This is a genomic window from Pedobacter ginsenosidimutans, assembly GCF_001442625.1.
Taxonomy (GTDB): Bacteria; Bacteroidota; Bacteroidia; order Sphingobacteriales; family Sphingobacteriaceae; genus Pedobacter; species Pedobacter ginsenosidimutans.
On the sequence record NZ_LMZQ01000001.1, the window covers coordinates 12,235 to 27,701 of the forward strand.

The following is a 15,467-nucleotide window of genomic DNA, read 5'->3' on the forward strand; positions in this document are numbered from 1 at the left end:
TACGAAGATAATATTACGCACCCAATACGCTAATCAGGTAATCGATCTGGTTATCCCAGATTAATTTTTTCTCTGCAAGAAGCTCATCGGTCGTAAAATCAGTAATCGAGAGGGCAACATCATTGGTTAGTTCGTCCTGTACAATTTCCATCTCAAAGTAACATTGAGGTTCATCATCCAGCCACTTAAATTTAACCAGCTTATTTTCTTTAATGGAAACCAGTTTTGCTTTTTGCTGCTCATCATCCCAGGTAAAAGTATATACCTGATCACGGAAATTTACATCGTCCGCAAACCATTGCGATAAGCCGTTTGGCTCACTTATAAAACTATACAATATTCTTGGTGACGATCTAACTTCGTACTCTAGTGTAAATTTTTTCTTTTCTGCCATGTTAGTACACTACCAGGATAATTTCCGGACTATTTTTTAATATTATTTTTCTAAAGAAAGGTAATTTATTCTATATCTGCAACAATATAATTTTTATTGGTTCCAGGTGCATCAGTTCATTGGTCATTAGTTCATTAGTCAATGGTCATTCGCCTCGTTAGTTCATGCCAGAGGGCTATTTTGATGATGAACACAGGGTGGTATTTGATTAATCGGCTCCTAATTTCTGCTCAACATCTGCAATACTAACCAATAAAAAATCTGATGTTTATATAAACCTTATATGATTAAGAAAAAGATGCCGCGTAGCTGACCACTTTGTGGGGAGTAAAGAATACCACTAAATCTGTTATAAAAAGCGGGCGTCCACCTCTTTCACCATATAAGGAATTTTAGTCCATTTAAGTTTTCGATTGAACTGATATGAACCTTATATGTCTCATGTGGTTAAGAAAGGCGGGTAATTGTTGAAATTATTTCAGTATAGGAGGCAAAATGTTGTTTACTTTTCTCTACCCCCTTGTTTACCTTTCTCTACCTATTCTTTACCCTTTGTTTACCTTTTCTTTACCCTTTCTGTACACCAAGTTAACCCCAGGGTTACCCCACGGTTACCTTTTCTTTACCCTGGCGTTACCTAATTTATTACCTAAAAGGTAAAGGATTTGCGAATATCAGCTACGGCAAAAGTTACCTTGGGGATGACTTGGTAGCACCAGGGGGTAATCAATCTTTGAAACCATTAATTTTATGAGCACAAATGGTCAGCTGAAATATCCCTCGCACATAGCGTAAGCAATAGACTTGATCATATACTAAGACCAGGAATGCAGTTAATTCTGCGGTATCCGCCGAAATGCTGCGCTTTGTTGTGTTATTAATTTCTAAAAACAGGCTCCCCTAAAGGACTAAAATGACGATTACAGCCTCTTAAAAACAATCAAATTTACTGAGCAATAAGGCTTTAAAGTATTTTTCACATTTCTTTTTAATAGAATGTATATTTATTCTATATTTGCAACTCTTAAAAATAACCACATCGATATTTACGTTATGTAGTAAATATTAAGCCCGGCGGGGTAGCTCAGATGGTTAGAGCGCAGGATTCATAACCCTGAGGTCGGCAGTTCGATCCTGCTCCCCGCTACCGAATCGGCGAAAGAGGCATAATTCAGATCTAATTCTGGTATGCCTCTTTCTTTTTTAAGCGTAATCTGCTGAAAATGAGCAATATAGAAAAAGACTAAATTTATATCGGTGGTTCGAACTTTATCATTTTTCTTATCATAACTCATACCACTAGGGAACAGTAATACTTGCAGTTGCTGCTTAGTATGGTAATCACCAGAAACCCACTTTAAGGGTAGCTGAGTGGCATATTCTATTGCCAACTTAACACACTTTACAAGGTTCGAACTTTTATTTGAAAGGATCAGCAAATTCCGCTCAATTTCCTTCTTCTCCTCCGAATATCTGTCATGATATTTTTTATAAAGTTCCTGACTAAGATCTTCCTCAATATACCTTTCTTCTAACCGTTCAACTTTCCGTTTCAGTTCCCTATGACTATTTTCCAACTCTAAAAGGTCCGATTTTTTATTTTCGGTCAGCTGGTTAAATGTTGCCGCAACTTGCTCAACCAATAATTCGATATACTCTTTGGCAACATCAATTTTGAAGAATTCAAGGATGTCTGCAAATCTTGAATTAAGAGAATCTGCGTTCTTGTTATTACAACAAGCTTTGGTTTTGCATTTGTAATAATAGATATTCTTCTTCCTATTAAGATAGCCGCTTAAGGGCTTTTCACATTCAGCACAATACATAAAGCGTTTTAAGGGAATATGCACATTCTCTTCATTGAGTGAAAATCCATGAGGAACCTTATCAAGTATGCCATTTACTTTAAGGAAAAGCTCCCGACTGACTAATTTTTCATGATTACCTGCAACAACCTGACCCTCTAACATATTATGCACCATCAGACCACAATAAAAGGGATTTCTAAAAATCTCAGATATACGCTGATGAATCAACCTCAGTCCTCTCTGAGCCAACCTATCCCGAATCACCTCATTTGAAACATTCTCATACGCCTTCCATTCAAAAGCCTGGCGAAGGAGCCTTCCCTTAGCATTTATAACAATCTGCCGTTTGTTTTTAGAACGGTCGATTTCGAATCCTAATGGGGGGCTGGTCGGCCAGTCGCCACGCAATAACATCTCCTTTATTCCAGCGCTACATTTCTGTTTTCTCAGCTGATTATCAAACTCCCCAAAGAGGAATAGTAATTTTTGCTGCATCTGTCCTGAAGCGCTTGAGGTATCAATAGGTTGTGTTACAGAAATTATTTCGATCCCTAAACGCCTAAGCTCTCCACTAAGCCAGATTGAGTTATCATTTCTTGAAAATCTTTCTAGGCTATACACTAATATAGAAGATATTTTTCCTTTGAATTTTTTCACAAAAGAAAGCATCGCAGTAAATTGCTTTCTCTCATCATTTTCAGCACTCTCATATGTTCCGCCAAATTGAGCGGCAATATTATATCCGAATTTTTCTGCATATAACATACAGGCTTTTAACTGGGTTCCTAAGCTCAAATTATCAGCCTGCTCTTTACTGCTAACCCGAGTATAGATAACACATTCAAGGCTTTTAGAAACACTCTTACTTTTTTTGCCTTTTGCAAATGAATCGAAAAAAAAGATATCTGACATAAATAACACACTTTTGATTACATTATAAGATACTTATAATCAACAATTTTATCAAGTTTTCTGTTACTTTTTTTCACTTGCATTAAAAATAATTATAGACATTTTTTTTATGTTAAGGATCACATCCTGCGCCTGTTCCTTGGTTAAATGTGAAAACATTTGCTTTGATAGCACCTCTTCTATTGTTAAGTCATGCTGGCGCACTATAGTTTCTGCATTTAATTCAAATTCTATATCCATGATGCTTATTTAGCGTAACGATAGTTAAGAAAGGCATTTTGAGGAATATAAAGATTGGTAGATGCGAGAGAACTGTTCATCTTGCCGACGATTCAGCGATCGCTCGGAATGTCTGGCGCACAGCAAGATACTCTGGACGCGAGATGCATCCAGAGCTTTGTCGGCACCCAAAGTGCTCACATTCTTGCTGTGTGTTATTTTAAAAATTTGGCAAAGCTGACTTCAGTAGACCCACCTCTACTTTTGCTACCAATTCTCTTGCGTGGACATGGTCTATTCTCTTTACTAATTCCCTTATTTTTTCTTTTGCCGCTAAAAATTTATCGACCAATTTCCCCGTTCTGAGATATATCATTATCATGCTGGTTTTCCCAGGGGAAGCGCTCTTCGGTATTGGAAGCCGTAATTTCGCTTTTTTTGGATTCTGTTTGCCCGGCGGAAGTCTCATTACTTTTTTCCTTTTCTGCTTTAGGGAAAATCTCATCCTGACGGATTGCCACCATATTTTTATCGTAAACATCAAGCCCCTTGTACTGTGGATTAGCAGTTATAAATACGGCAACCGATTTTTTGCCCACCAACATATCAGCCTGTGCCATGTTACCACTTCTAAGCATTTTCATCATGCCTTCTTTTCCAAGTTCAGTCAGGCCCTTGAAAGGATATTTATCAATAGCATCCGATAAATCAAATTTAAATTCGGGATAAAACTTTTTTAGCGGATGGTTTCCGTAGGCATCTTGAACATCCAGGTTCAGCTTAAACCAAACCTTTTTCTTTTCAGATGCTTCACCATTTTCGCTCTTTGAATAGACATCACGTTCTAATGAGTTCCCAGATAATAACTTATAAGCCTGCAGTGCAGTGATTCGGTTATCTCGCTCCAGATCAAATACCTGCTTGATTGGTAATGCACTTCCTGCTTTAAGCAAGGTCACTTCATAATCGTTTAGGAAGTACATATCGCTTTGATTGGATCTGTTGAAATTCAACATAACCCGCATTTGATCACTACCAACTGCGGGACTTTTTTTTGCCTGCGCAGAAGTGTAACTTTGGTTCACACCAAGGGTAAAGGCAGGAATTTCCCTGGATATCGCTGACTCTAGAACATCGTTTAATTTCGTTCCAAAGCCGAGATAATCCAGGCTCTTTTTAAGGTATTCTAAATTTTGCTCATTCATAAATAATAAGATAATTGTTGTTAAAAATTAAAACAGGCTGAGCTGTTGCTCCGGCTCTGGAGGTTCGTAGCCATTTTCTCTAGCCAAATGCTCTCCAATCGCGGTGCATAGCTCTTCGATAGAAGTGTATTCGCAGTATTTTAAAGAGGACGAGAAAAGAAAATGGGACTTATAGCCAGTTGAAGAGATGATCTTTGAATCTGAACGGAACTCAAAATGTACAGCCAGAGGTTCCTTTCCGTCTGAGCTGATCGAAGGCCAATGATAGCAATAATCTACATTTACCTCAAAACCGAATACACGCACATTGACATTCAGATTTTCCTTAAAAATTTCAGGAATCATGGGTTTGAAAACTTGGTTAAATGAAAATGGTTAGGTTAGTCCTCAACCCAGAAATTCTGCAGAACCTACTTAAAGAGAACATTTCCTCGGGACATGAAAAAGCTTTAGACCTATAACGAAAATGAATACGGTTAGATAATAACAAAAACTGAGCATCGGTATTTTTTAGCCAGAGGGATATCCGGCATGCCAACACACGTGCCGGAAGATCCCTACCGAATGCAGTTCTAAATCTTGCGCTATAAAAAAAGCTGGCAATAGCTGACATGGTTTCCATATTAGGACGGAAGCCAACCAGTACAATGGCAATAGCCTTATTCATAGATTTTTTCTTGTCAATTAGTTTAACTGGCACATCCCTTTCTTCATAGAAAAGATATGCTAATCTGATGGTTATCTCCGGAAGACCCGCTGGAATATGGTATGAAAATCCATCAGCTTCTACGAACATACTTCCCAATTACCTCAACGCCCCCAGACCTAGGGGGCTATGGTAATCATTTTTAAGATCATCAAGCTCAATTTGCAACCTGTCCTCAGCTTGTATTCCTTCGGATTTTCTCATTTCCAAAAATGCAGCTTCAAATGCGGGTGAGAAAGGCTGCTCTTGAACACTTGAGACTATCAGTGGCGCAAGCCCCTCTAAAAGAAATCTTGGAGACTGCCTATTATCAGACATCGCCAAGATCAGCGCTGAGCGGCTGGATACAATACCTTTGGGAAGCGAAGACATATACTGAAATTTAGTTCCATCACTAAGCTCAACAATTTTTCCGTGCGCAAAATCCTGACGCTGTTTTATATCAAGTTTTTCACCATTAACCTGAAAAGGGACTATTACCTTTAGTGGGTCGTAAGAAATAAATTCTTTTGTTTCGCCATCATATTCAAATACAAGGGTTTGATCGGTTCGCGTTTCAGGGTTATTGACAATCTTAACAAGATTAGTCATTTCACCCGTCAATATTGGCCAAAGTTCTTCTTCGGTCATTCCCTTGGCCAATGTAATATCTTTATATATCGGATGGAGCATGATCTCATCTCCCCACCGCTCACTGTGATGAAGGGAAAGTTTCACATCAAGGCTTTCAATAGTGAAAGCCTCACCAATCAAGTTTTTAAGGTTGACCAGAGATGTACGTCTCCCTGCGAGAAGGGCTGTGATATCATCTGAGGATAGCAAATGCTTGCCGTCCTTATATAGTCCGAGTCTGGAAAGCTCTGCCACTGGCAATGCTTCATCGATATTCAATTTTTCCATAATACATTTTATCTATTTATTTCAGTAGAGTGGTCGTCTGACCGTGCAAGCAGCGATTGCCCTTCGCGTTGAGATTCTTCCTTGCCCATCTGAGTTTTTAAAAAGGAAAGGGCACTGTAAAGCTTGTCCTGATGCGACAGGGTAAATGCATTACCGTTCAGACTTTCCAGCATTTTCAGGCGTCCCTGCTTTAAATGGCCAAGCACTTCGTAAACAGAACCATTGTACTGGATTTTATCGCCTGTCGTTAAATAATTAACTGTTTTTAAGGGTGTGGCCTTTAATGCGGCAAGTTCATTTTCCTCTGAAGAAACTTCTCTAACTTTCTCTAGATTGGTTACGTAACCGAAAATCCGCTCGGCATCCATTGAGGCTGAAAATATTTCAAATGGGTTATTCTCCAGAATCGATATCCAGCTTTCCACATAGGCGTAATGCTGCCCGGGATCATGACCAATACCTATTTCCTGGCCCAAAAGCATCGATGCAATCTCGGCCTTAAGTTCCTCTCTGGCGTAACTTTCACTTCCAAAGCCATTTCCCATGTCACGGTTTAACCTATCCTTGTGACCTGTCCAATGGCCAAGCTCATGTAAGAGTGTGGCATAGTACTTATCTCCCCCAGAAAACCAGTCCTTATGAGGGACGGTAATAGCATCTTTGCTAGGATCATAAAATGCATTGCCTGAATTTACGTGATTGATAATCGCCCTGGAAGAACTAATAAGGTTCTCGGCACGCTCCAGCGGCTGCCACAGCCCGCCAGGCTTTTCGAGTTCAAGTTTTGGTATTCCGTCAATCTGATCTGCATTAAAAACATAGGCATTGCACACTATGGCGTGGGAGAGCTGCATTTTTTCTGTGATTGGTTTCCCCAGTTCATCGTGTAATACCTTACCTGAAGCATCGCGCTTAGTGCGTTCGTCTGAAGTTTTTACGAACTGAATCATCATGGATTTTTCCCCTTTGCGCACCTGAAACCCGCTTTCCTCTGCCTGCTTGTAGGTCATCCACCTTGGATCCTCCCGCCCACTCATCAGTAACGAAAGCGAGTTAATTCCCCTATATCGCTTTCCACTCTGCAAATTGTAGGGCAACACAAAAGGCACTCCCCCGGCATCCCATGGAATCTGCCATGGGGCTGTACCAGCCTTCAAAGCCTCGATGACTCTTTCCGCAACCTGAACATGCATTGGCTTAGTGACCTCTTTTTTATTCATCTTCTGGATCCTCCCGGTCCGCGAAGTCAACACCATAAAGCGAGGATTCCTGCTCGTTTAGCGCGACTTCTTCCATCATCACAAGCAATTCGAGTTTTTGCCGCAAGCTATAGGTTGCTGTATTTTCCATAATATTTTCTTTGTTGGCCCTGTCCTGATAGTAGCCGCGGATGAAATGAACGGGGTTTAAATAGTTACCATTTTGTTTGAGTGCGAAGTGCAGGTGCTCACCGGTTACCCTTCCGGTTCTTCCTGTAACAGCTACTGCCTCGCCGGATTCAACTTCATCACCTCTCTTGACCAGTAAAATCGATAAGTGACCATAGATACACTCCAGGCCACTTTTTTCAATCCTGATAAAATTGCCAAGGATTGGATTGCATCCGACTTCGGATATCCTGCCAGAGAAAAAAGCATACACAGGTTCATTTCTCGCATGCAGATCAATCCCTCTGTGGAAATCCACGTTGTGCGTGAGGGGATGTATTCTTTTTCCAAACCCGCTGTTTATCCTCATAGCATTCAGCGGCATCGATAGTTGTGCATTGACCGTAAAAACTGAAAGCGTTAAAACAAAAACTATCGCGATAAGAACGCTAGCGTTTAAAAGCCGTTTCATGACTGATATCATTTACTTGATTTATCGAAAGATATTCTGCAAGAGAAATAGTACTCCTCTTTAGCATTTCTGGATTGCTTAGCGCTATCTTCATTGCTGAAGACTGATGCCCATAATCAGCGTGTTCCTGTTTCATATTGATGTCCAGCAGTTGTTTGAAAGTATTGCGATCCATGTCCCCTACACCAGTCATAATATCATGATAGAGATCTCTTTTATCTTTAAGTACCAGTACAGCATCTGTAGAATACTTGCCCATCTCACCGGATGAAAACCCAATGCTAACGGTATCGAACTTTAAATCAGCCATCGCGATGATTCCAATCTGGCCCTGCCTAAAGGAGGGATCATTAGTAAGCAAGGGATTGATGGCCACCAGCTTACCAGATAGTTCTTCCATAAAATTTGGAATTTAAAAATTAATGAATGTTTACCTTTTCATCCCTCCAGACATGGATGATTTGGGTGTTTCAGCACTTTTGGCTCCCTCAGATTTAAACCGCTTAACGAGCTCGCTCACTTCCTCATTGATACGGCTAAAATTCTCTTTTAATATCTCCTCTTTTTTGCCGCTAAAATTATAGTAAACAGGCATTTCCACATAGGATTTTTCTTCCATTGCGATGGAATCCATGTCCAGATTTACCCTGCAATTTATTGCCGATGTTTCGTATTTGCCTATATAATCTTCAACAGCGTCCGCGGCGAGCATTCCAACGAGCTCACCTGCTTTTAGGGAGGCGATTTTACCCGCTGGAATCAATGATTCGAGTTTTTCTGAAAGCGAAACTGAAGTCTTAGTCCGATCGATAGAAAGGCTTTCAGATTGTTGCTTGACTTTCCCGAAAAGCCGCTCGAGCCACTCCAGGGTATCCTTGTTCCTTACCGAACCAGAAAGTACGTTTCCAACTACCGAGGTTATAGTTGTAGCGGTATCCTTACCATATTGCTGCTGAAACTGTGGAAGTTCCTGAAGCCCCATCAATACTGCTACCTTATTTGATCTGGCCGTTGCGATAAGATTTTCAATTCTGTGTACAAACAGTGTGGGCAGTTCATCAATAATCAGCGCAGAGGGAAGGTTTCCTTTGGAATTAATGAGCCGGGTGAGCCTGTTCAGTACCACAGAATAGCATGCGGAATTGATATTCTGGGTGTTTGGATCGTTGGCCAATACTAAAATTGAGGGATCACTCCTTGAAGAGATCTTCAAATTAAAATCATCACCGGAAAAAACCCAAAACGTTTCTTTGGTAGCGAGCCTGGATATGAATACCTTGAGCGTGCCAATCTGCCCCTCCAACTGATTAAAGGCCTTTGCCTGCCAGGCTGTTGCGAAAGGAGAAAGCAGACTTTTAAGCTCTGGGTTTGAGAAAAGCACCGAAAATATTTGCTCATAGCTGCAGTTCAAAAACGAGAGCACATGGGGAAACGTTGAATATTTACCATTTTCGTACTGGGAAAAAAAGTAGATACAGGAAGAAAGAAAATTGACCGCACTTTGGGTAAAAAACTGATCGCTGCCCCCTGATTTGTCCCCTTTCTTCAATGCTTCCACCAGCGCTTCCGCAGTCTCACCAGCATCGGCAAGCGTGACGATATAGTCAGGCCGGAGCACATTTATTCTTCTGCTTCGCTCTACCTGGGTCAGATTGATTACATGGAAATCAAAATCCGATAGCTTTCCCTGCTTCTTACCAATGAGGTAATGATAATATGCTATCTGGCCGAGATCGGGAAACTTAAAATCATAACAGCATATACAAAACTGCTTGGCAATAAGCTGCCTGATAAAGGGCATCACAATACCAAAACTCTTTCCCGATCCCGGAGTGCCTATAAGCAATGTACCCCTGAAAATATTCTCAATATTGATAAACCCGGAATGGATTTTCTTTCGGTAATAAAACAGGGATGGAATGGTTACGGCGAAAGGTCCGTTCACCGGTTTCCTTGCTTGCATAAATGATTCTTCTTCGGTATTCCATTTATCCTTTCCAAAAGAGGAACTGATGATCTTGGAAACATTATCCATCGCGATGTGTACCATAACAGTGCCTAGGGTCAAGCTCAAAATATAGCCCAGATCATACCAGCTTGTACGGTAATAAATCTCCTTTCCAGCCTCACCAAAGAAAAATATGCTGGATCCCATTAATAAAAAGCCAGCTGTCAATGGATAGATAATGGCCGGCCTCGTTTTTAAATCCTTTTCTTTTTTGCTCAAGGTACCAACTGATACAAGAGAAATTAGCAGCAAAAGAAAAAAGCGGCTGTAGAATGGATTTTCATATATAACTATCCTCGAGATGCGAACCAGCAGTCTTGACAGGCCAATATGAAAACTGCCCGCGTCCATCAGCAATTTCGGCGCATAAACGAACATCAATATGTCCAGCAAAACTGCCAGGTAAATGGCGAACTGGAGGAAGCGGTGCAAGCTCTGCTGCTCTTTGCTCTCTTCCATAACGCACTTTAAAAAGTATCCGCGTCAAGGATATCCGAATACCTGAGCGCTACGCGCAGGTTTCGACCGGAAATCTGCTTCTCGGAAAGCTCAATATTGAATATCTTGTCTCCAGGAAAAGTCGCCTTCTTCAGCACATAGATATTCCGGTACGATTTTTTAAACCTCTCAAAAGGGTAAAGCTGAAAAACCGGACTAACCTCCACCGACTGAATATTGGTAGATTTATTTATTTTCCTGTCCTCAATCTTAAATCTCAGCTCATCTACATCAAACCGTAAATTAGTGTCATTGCTAAAGCAGAGATCCAGCATCACAAAATCGCCTAGCGAAAGTACTTTGTTCACGATTATTGAAATTCCGAACATGGACTGCGTGCTTACGGGCTTTTTATTCGACAGGTTCAATAACCGAAAAGCATTAACCTTGAAATCGCTTTGGGTAAGGCTAATCCCGGAAATATCCAGCGGTCTCATTGTTGAGGGCAGAATATTTACCTGTGTAGAGATTTGCCCTGAATCGGAATGCGGGAGGAAAACCAGTTTATATTGGGCAATAAAACTCTCACCTACAACTGTCACCAGGCCAGCATCGCTACCAGAATTCAGTGAGGAAATTGAATCCTGTACTACCTTTACCCTCAGTAAATTCTTTTCGGGAAGATCGCCAATCAGCGCAGCACTGGACAAGTCGACGTATGAGATCTTTTCCGGAGAAATAAAATGTAGCGAAACCGTGCCGGAAATTCCGATTGCTGGAACCTGCCCAAGGGTCACGCCTTGAGTCTGCTGCGCCCGAAGACATACGCTGAGCAGAAGCATCTGGGCAATTAATAATAATTTTTTCATAAAATTTAATAGGATTGTTGTTTTCTTTTTAGCTCATAAGGATCGATCAGAAAAACCTGGGTATTGTATTTGACCTTTGCCTTATTTGACCGGATAAGTTTATTGACCGCGGTTGTGGTGGACTGGAACATCTTAGAAAGCACACCCATGACCAGCTGATTGTTATTCTCTGCCATCTGCTGAATGGTAATCCCCTGTGAACTGGAAGCACTGGCATCTCTGGTGAATTCCCGAAATGCTGATGAGGGAACATAAATTCCGGGAAGACCGTCATTGTCGTAAACCTGTAGGTTTATGGGGAGAATTTCTCCATCATGAAAGATGGTTGATATCAGCAGGTTTACCCGCTGGGAGGAAAAGCCCGAGATTGTGGCGTAGAGATAGGTGCCTTTTTTAATGAGGAATTTTCCTGCCAGCACATCATCTGTTAGCCTAATCCGCAAACGAGAACCGGAAAAACCTGTAATATCCTGATCAATGATCGCAGATATCGGCCGCTGCTGCTCGGATGAAATGATTGTATTGAACGCTCCTGAGGCTAAAATGGATCGCCTGACCGGGATAACTATTTTGCTCTTATCTTCCTTTTCAGCCAACTTAATCAGATTTTCCCTTTCCCGCTTTTCCGCAAGCGCTGGATCATTTGCCTTTCCCATACTATCAACCAGCGCCATCTGCTGACGGAACAGTTGCAAGGGGTCGGTCTCGGGCTTTGGAATTCCCTGGACTTGGAAATCTGTTTTCCTCTGCTTTATCTTAGAGAGCGCATCAGCCAGCGCTTTGTCCTGCTGGGCGCTGGATGAGGCTCGGTCACTGGAATAGTTTGCTCCAGTATAAAAACGGTTAGATGCTTTGATACTTTCAGTACCTGGCGTTCCATATTTTGCCTTCATCACCTGATCAATGGAATCCAGCATCCGCTTTTCCCTTGCGTTGTAGGCTGAACTTATCTCTGCCCGCTGCTGGTTTTCTTCACCAATGGTACCAACTGCTGTGTAACCATCTGCCTGTTTGAATCTGTTTCTAAACGCATCAAGCTTTCCGGAAAGTTCCTGGTTTCGGACCTGTGCTGAAACGCCTGCCATGTCGGTCTGCAGCGAATCCCTGCCTACTACCTTAGTGCCCTCTTTGCCATAGCTGCTTTTGTAGACGTAAAAGAAAAGCACTAAAAAAGGAAGGCAAATTAACGGAAGCGCATACCGCGGCTTTTTGAAATCTATTTTTTCCATATTTATTATTTTTTGATGGTCATCGATTTATCAACTGCTCCTAACAACTGCTCCATTAATAGCGAATCCTTTTTAGTCAACGAATCCTTCGCGAGCAAGACTTCCAAAGCCGACCTTACTTCAAGGATGCTCTTTAGCTTTCTAGCCGTTGTCCCAATTTCACCAAGATTTCCCTCTATCTTACTGAAGACTTTTAATTTCTTCGGCACGCTTTCACTTTTCATCCTAAGCAGGGTAAAGCACAGTAAAAAAGAGCAAAGCATCAGCGCTACCATTGCGCAGAAAATCAGCTTCGGATGTTTTGTAGTGAATGCAGCGACAACCTTTTGCATGCGTGCAATCAACCCAGCGAACTCAGACCGAAGCTCAGATAATACGGTTACTTTTTTCATTGGAAAGCATTTTTCTCTGTTGTCAAAATATCTCTATTCTCAAGCGTCTTCCAATGCGTAATGAGCACGGCATGGGGATTGTTGTCAGAACGGGTTTCCAGATCCTTTAGGTTTCCTTCGGTAATTAGCGATCTGGTGATCGTAGAACTGCGCCTGTCAATCTTCTGGGTGCCGTAAAAACGGAAGTACATTTTTTTCTCATCTAAAAAAATGGAATCCGTGCGCAATGTCAATACTGCAGATGAAGAAAGGACTGAGGTAAAAAAACCTTTCTCCTTTAGATTATTATATTGAAGCGCACCGCTTTCATCTATAAGGTACATGGCCTGTTTCATCTGATACTCTATGAATTTATCATCCGGTACCAGAGAAAAGAAAAGGGAATGAAACCTTGCAATATGTGCGCGGTACTCTGCCGCCCGGTTCAACTGCACATCAGTTTGTTTCGCCATGACAGGCGTTCCGGAGGGGTCAAGGATGTAAATACTTTTTCTGGAATCCCTCACATAGCCATAGGCGAAAAATGAGACTGTCGCTACAACGCAAAGACAAAGGACGAAGCTTCCTAAGGAAATAAGAGTCGCCAGGCGAATTTTTGATTCGATATTTTTTATCATCATTTTAAAGTCCTCCCATCATTTGTCCTGCAACGCGGGTCATACTCGATGCGCCCCTACCCATTGAACTTGCAGCCGACGATACTCCTGAAGTCGATACGATCCAGGTCGATATGCTAGGCACGGTGAGCATGGTGAGCGCCCCAATGACGAAAGTTACAATCACCATCCCAAAGGAAAGCACCCCGTTGCCTGCAAACCAGCCCAGTTTTTCCAGGCTCGCGCCGCCTGTACCTACAAGTTCCTGATAGCGGGTGATCTCTGCTTCCAGGGCATAATGCTGAAAAAGTGATGCAACATACATTACTAGATAGGCGATGCCAGAATACAGATTGACCGAAATGAACCTTGCTATCCATGTCGAGAACGAATCCCTGAATGCGGGCAAAATGGAAACTGCAACGGAAAACGGCCCCAGAATAATTAATATTGTTGAAAAGATAATCTGAATAATAAAAATGATATAGGTGCAGACTCTCAGGAGCCATATGGCAAGGGTTTCCAGGAGCGAGGTCGCCAGGAGCTGCAAACCCACCTGCAAACGGTTTCTCATCTCCACTATTGGATTCCACACCTCAGAAAACCCTTCTTTTACAGAGGATCTAACCGACTCCCAGGCATTCTCATACCAGGTATCCGCTTCGGTCTTTGCGGTTTCAGTCTCTGCCTGTACTTTAAGTAACTGATCGGAAACCTCCACCATCAGCTTTGCCCTTTGCAGCCTGAGATCATTTATCTCGGACTGACTGCCATCGAACATCGCTGAGGTCTTCTGTTCGACCAGGTCGGTAGGATAAGCGAGAATTCTGGTGAATATGCTCCACCATAAGATGACCATAGTTAAGCCGAAGGGACGAAGCAATGGCATAATCTCCAGCTGCTTATCGCCAGAAATCATCTCATAGCTCTTAATGGCAAAAAAGATAAGCATGAAAATAGCGGCAAGAGCCTGCGCATCCGCTATGAATGCATCGTAGTGCGTCCAGATTGTATTTTTCATCTCATGCAAAAAATGCATCATCCCTTCTTCATATACCCCGTTTCCCTGAAGGAAATTGAATGTGTCCTTAAAGGAATCGGGCGTAGACTGCGCAAAAAAACCGGCAGTGCCGGTGAAAAGATTTAATAAGCCCATAAAATTACAGTTTGGATTTTTTCAGGATATCGTTTGCAATCTGGATATCGCTTTTGGAGGTTACGGGCGATCTGGTATGGCTATTCCTGATCTTTTCCGCTGTGGATTTAATATTAAGATAGGTTTTTGCCTTTGATTTTTTCATCTCCCAGCCGGCCCTCAATTTGCGATACTCCGAAAGCATCCTGTGGTAAGCAATTATTCTGGATCCACGGTCAACGTTTGTATTTCTCGCTAGCTGAAGCCTTTCCAGTAATGAATTACTTTCTTCCTTATACCAATCATACAGACCGGTGGAGACAATATATTTTTGTTCCGCCGGAGACAGCCCTGACAACAATTCGGCATCTGATGAGTTCAAAAGCCCCTCAAACTCCTTTCGGTAGTAGATCTGCCAAAGCGGATCTGCAGCACTTAGGGCGCCAGAATAGTTGACCGCCTCGCTTATCGCAGTATTGCGCAAGGTATCTGTATGGAGCTTATAAATATTGTCAGAATTTTGCATGGCAGCGGCAAATATCAGCCGCTGAGTTTGTGGCCCTACCGGGCCAAGTGGCCTAAGATCGGTCTTGGGGTAATTCGGATGCAGCGCCCATGTTATCCAGTAATCTGGGTTAAGTCCCAAAAATCCGGATTTTGGTGTAAACTTATCCGCATCCCACTGCTTAAAAACCATTCTTTCCTGCTGGTAGGTGATGTGTTTGTCGGACATCTTTTTCTGACCAATACAGGTCATTGCTGGGAGGCATAAAAAAAGTAGCAGGTGTGATTTTTTCATCTCTAATATTTTATTTTT

At 41.9% G+C, this 15,467-nt stretch carries 17 protein-coding genes and 1 tRNA gene; 1 reads left to right on the top strand and 17 read right to left on the bottom strand.

From position 1 onward, the window contains the following. Nucleotides 1-13: 13 nt before the first annotated feature. The gene (locus ASU31_RS00035; protein ID WP_029278206.1) at nt 14-394 is read right to left on the bottom strand and encodes an START-like domain-containing protein; all 381 of its coding nucleotides are present in this window, start codon (nt 392-394) and stop codon (nt 14-16) included. A 1,073-nt stretch (nt 395-1,467) separates the two neighbouring features. Between ASU31_RS00035 and ASU31_RS00040 the strand changes: the two genes are divergently transcribed. Next, nucleotides 1,468-1,541, top strand: a tRNA-Met gene (locus ASU31_RS00040). Here the strand turns inward: ASU31_RS00040 and ASU31_RS28070 are convergent. The 16 genes from ASU31_RS28070 to ASU31_RS00110 form a co-directional block, all read right to left on the bottom strand. Continuing rightward, complete coding sequence (locus tag ASU31_RS28070; protein ID WP_425339026.1) at nt 1,501-3,114, bottom strand: recombinase family protein; 1,614 nt, start codon at nt 3,112-3,114, stop codon at nt 1,501-1,503. The genes ASU31_RS00040 and ASU31_RS28070 overlap by 41 nt on opposite strands. Before the next feature lie 63 nt (nt 3,115-3,177). Beyond that, a complete protein-coding gene (locus ASU31_RS27335) occupies nt 3,178-3,354 on the bottom strand; it encodes a hypothetical protein (protein ID WP_157257875.1) in 177 nt (58 codons plus the stop codon). A 320-nt stretch (nt 3,355-3,674) separates the two neighbouring features. Then, nucleotides 3,675-4,538, bottom strand: a complete 864-nt coding sequence (locus ASU31_RS00045; RefSeq protein WP_057930353.1) for a hypothetical protein — start codon at nt 4,536-4,538, stop codon at nt 3,675-3,677. A gap of 27 nt (nt 4,539-4,565) precedes the next feature. Beyond that, nucleotides 4,566-4,883, bottom strand: coding sequence for a hypothetical protein (locus ASU31_RS00050; protein WP_057930354.1), 318 nt, complete (start codon nt 4,881-4,883; stop codon nt 4,566-4,568). 16 nt (nt 4,884-4,899) lie between these two features. Then, nucleotides 4,900-5,334 carry a hypothetical protein gene (locus tag ASU31_RS00055; RefSeq protein WP_057930355.1) on the bottom strand — a complete coding sequence of 145 codons (435 nt, stop codon included), beginning with the start codon at nt 5,332-5,334 and terminating at the stop codon, nt 4,900-4,902. A 9-nt stretch (nt 5,335-5,343) separates the two neighbouring features. Beyond that, entirely contained in the window at nt 5,344-6,144 is an 801-nt protein-coding gene (locus tag ASU31_RS00060) for a DUF4099 domain-containing protein (protein ID WP_057930356.1), read from the bottom strand. A gap of 8 nt (nt 6,145-6,152) precedes the next feature. Next, on the bottom strand, nt 6,153-7,364 hold the full coding sequence (locus ASU31_RS00065) for an ArdC family protein (protein ID WP_057930357.1): 1,212 nt from the start codon (nt 7,362-7,364) through the stop codon (nt 6,153-6,155). Then, nucleotides 7,357-7,983 (bottom strand): M23 family metallopeptidase, encoded by a 627-nt coding sequence (locus ASU31_RS00070; protein WP_167346137.1) that lies wholly within the window; start codon nt 7,981-7,983, stop codon nt 7,357-7,359. Before ASU31_RS00070 ends, ASU31_RS00065 begins: the two co-directional genes overlap by 8 nt. Then, entirely contained in the window at nt 7,961-8,383 is a 423-nt protein-coding gene (locus ASU31_RS00075; protein ID WP_057930359.1) for a hypothetical protein, read from the bottom strand. The genes ASU31_RS00070 and ASU31_RS00075 overlap by 23 nt, the downstream gene beginning before the upstream one ends. Before the next feature lie 30 nt (nt 8,384-8,413). Then, entirely contained in the window at nt 8,414-10,450 is a 2,037-nt protein-coding gene (locus tag ASU31_RS00080) for a type IV secretory system conjugative DNA transfer family protein (RefSeq protein ID WP_057930360.1), read from the bottom strand. A gap of 8 nt (nt 10,451-10,458) precedes the next feature. Next, nucleotides 10,459-11,298, bottom strand: a complete 840-nt coding sequence (locus ASU31_RS00085; protein WP_057930361.1) for a DUF4138 domain-containing protein — start codon at nt 11,296-11,298, stop codon at nt 10,459-10,461. Between the two features lie 5 nt (nt 11,299-11,303). Continuing rightward, a complete protein-coding gene (gene traM, locus ASU31_RS00090; protein WP_057930362.1) occupies nt 11,304-12,527 on the bottom strand; it encodes a conjugative transposon protein TraM in 1,224 nt (407 codons plus the stop codon). A 5-nt stretch (nt 12,528-12,532) separates the two neighbouring features. Further along, nucleotides 12,533-12,919 carry a hypothetical protein gene (locus tag ASU31_RS00095; protein ID WP_057930363.1) on the bottom strand — a complete coding sequence of 129 codons (387 nt, stop codon included), beginning with the start codon at nt 12,917-12,919 and terminating at the stop codon, nt 12,533-12,535. Then, the gene (gene traK / locus ASU31_RS00100; RefSeq protein WP_057930364.1) at nt 12,916-13,539 is read right to left on the bottom strand and encodes a conjugative transposon protein TraK; all 624 of its coding nucleotides are present in this window, start codon (nt 13,537-13,539) and stop codon (nt 12,916-12,918) included. The genes ASU31_RS00095 and traK overlap by 4 nt, the downstream gene beginning before the upstream one ends. A 1-nt stretch (nt 13,540) precedes the next feature. Continuing rightward, nucleotides 13,541-14,671, bottom strand: coding sequence for a TraJ family protein (locus ASU31_RS00105; protein WP_057930365.1), 1,131 nt, complete (start codon nt 14,669-14,671; stop codon nt 13,541-13,543). 4 nt (nt 14,672-14,675) lie between these two features. Continuing rightward, nucleotides 14,676-15,449, bottom strand: coding sequence for a hypothetical protein (locus ASU31_RS00110; protein WP_057930366.1), 774 nt, complete (start codon nt 15,447-15,449; stop codon nt 14,676-14,678). Between the last annotated feature and the right edge of the window lie 18 nt (nt 15,450-15,467).

What these genes read in the sequence shown, in the direction of transcription:
- ASU31_RS00045 (WP_057930353.1), bottom strand. Translation starts at nt 4,538, where the DNA reads ATGAATGAGCAAAATTTAGAATACCTTAAAAAGAGCCTGGATTATCTC.
- ASU31_RS00110 (WP_057930366.1), bottom strand. Translation starts at nt 15,449, where the DNA reads ATGAAAAAATCACACCTGCTACTTTTTTTATGCCTCCCAGCAATGACC.
- ASU31_RS00060 (WP_057930356.1), bottom strand. Translation starts at nt 6,144, where the DNA reads ATGGAAAAATTGAATATCGATGAAGCATTGCCAGTGGCAGAGCTTTCC.
- ASU31_RS00065 (WP_057930357.1), bottom strand. Translation starts at nt 7,364, where the DNA reads ATGAATAAAAAAGAGGTCACTAAGCCAATGCATGTTCAGGTTGCGGAA.
- ASU31_RS28070 (WP_425339026.1), bottom strand. Translation starts at nt 3,114, where the DNA reads ATGTCAGATATCTTTTTTTTCGATTCATTTGCAAAAGGCAAAAAAAGT.
- ASU31_RS00095 (WP_057930363.1), bottom strand. Translation starts at nt 12,919, where the DNA reads ATGAAAAAAGTAACCGTATTATCTGAGCTTCGGTCTGAGTTCGCTGGG.
- traK (WP_057930364.1), bottom strand. Translation starts at nt 13,539, where the DNA reads ATGATGATAAAAAATATCGAATCAAAAATTCGCCTGGCGACTCTTATT.
- ASU31_RS00075 (WP_057930359.1), bottom strand. Translation starts at nt 8,383, where the DNA reads ATGGAAGAACTATCTGGTAAGCTGGTGGCCATCAATCCCTTGCTTACT.
- traM (WP_057930362.1), bottom strand. Translation starts at nt 12,527, where the DNA reads ATGGAAAAAATAGATTTCAAAAAGCCGCGGTATGCGCTTCCGTTAATT.
- ASU31_RS00035 (WP_029278206.1), bottom strand. Translation starts at nt 394, where the DNA reads ATGGCAGAAAAGAAAAAATTTACACTAGAGTACGAAGTTAGATCGTCA.
- ASU31_RS00050 (WP_057930354.1), bottom strand. Translation starts at nt 4,883, where the DNA reads ATGATTCCTGAAATTTTTAAGGAAAATCTGAATGTCAATGTGCGTGTA.
- ASU31_RS00055 (WP_057930355.1), bottom strand. Translation starts at nt 5,334, where the DNA reads ATGTTCGTAGAAGCTGATGGATTTTCATACCATATTCCAGCGGGTCTT.
- ASU31_RS00080 (WP_057930360.1), bottom strand. Translation starts at nt 10,450, where the DNA reads ATGGAAGAGAGCAAAGAGCAGCAGAGCTTGCACCGCTTCCTCCAGTTC.
- ASU31_RS00085 (WP_057930361.1), bottom strand. Translation starts at nt 11,298, where the DNA reads ATGAAAAAATTATTATTAATTGCCCAGATGCTTCTGCTCAGCGTATGT.
- ASU31_RS00105 (WP_057930365.1), bottom strand. Translation starts at nt 14,671, where the DNA reads ATGGGCTTATTAAATCTTTTCACCGGCACTGCCGGTTTTTTTGCGCAG.
- ASU31_RS00070 (WP_167346137.1), bottom strand. Translation starts at nt 7,983, where the DNA reads ATGAAACGGCTTTTAAACGCTAGCGTTCTTATCGCGATAGTTTTTGTT.
- ASU31_RS27335 (WP_157257875.1), bottom strand. Translation starts at nt 3,354, where the DNA reads ATGGATATAGAATTTGAATTAAATGCAGAAACTATAGTGCGCCAGCAT.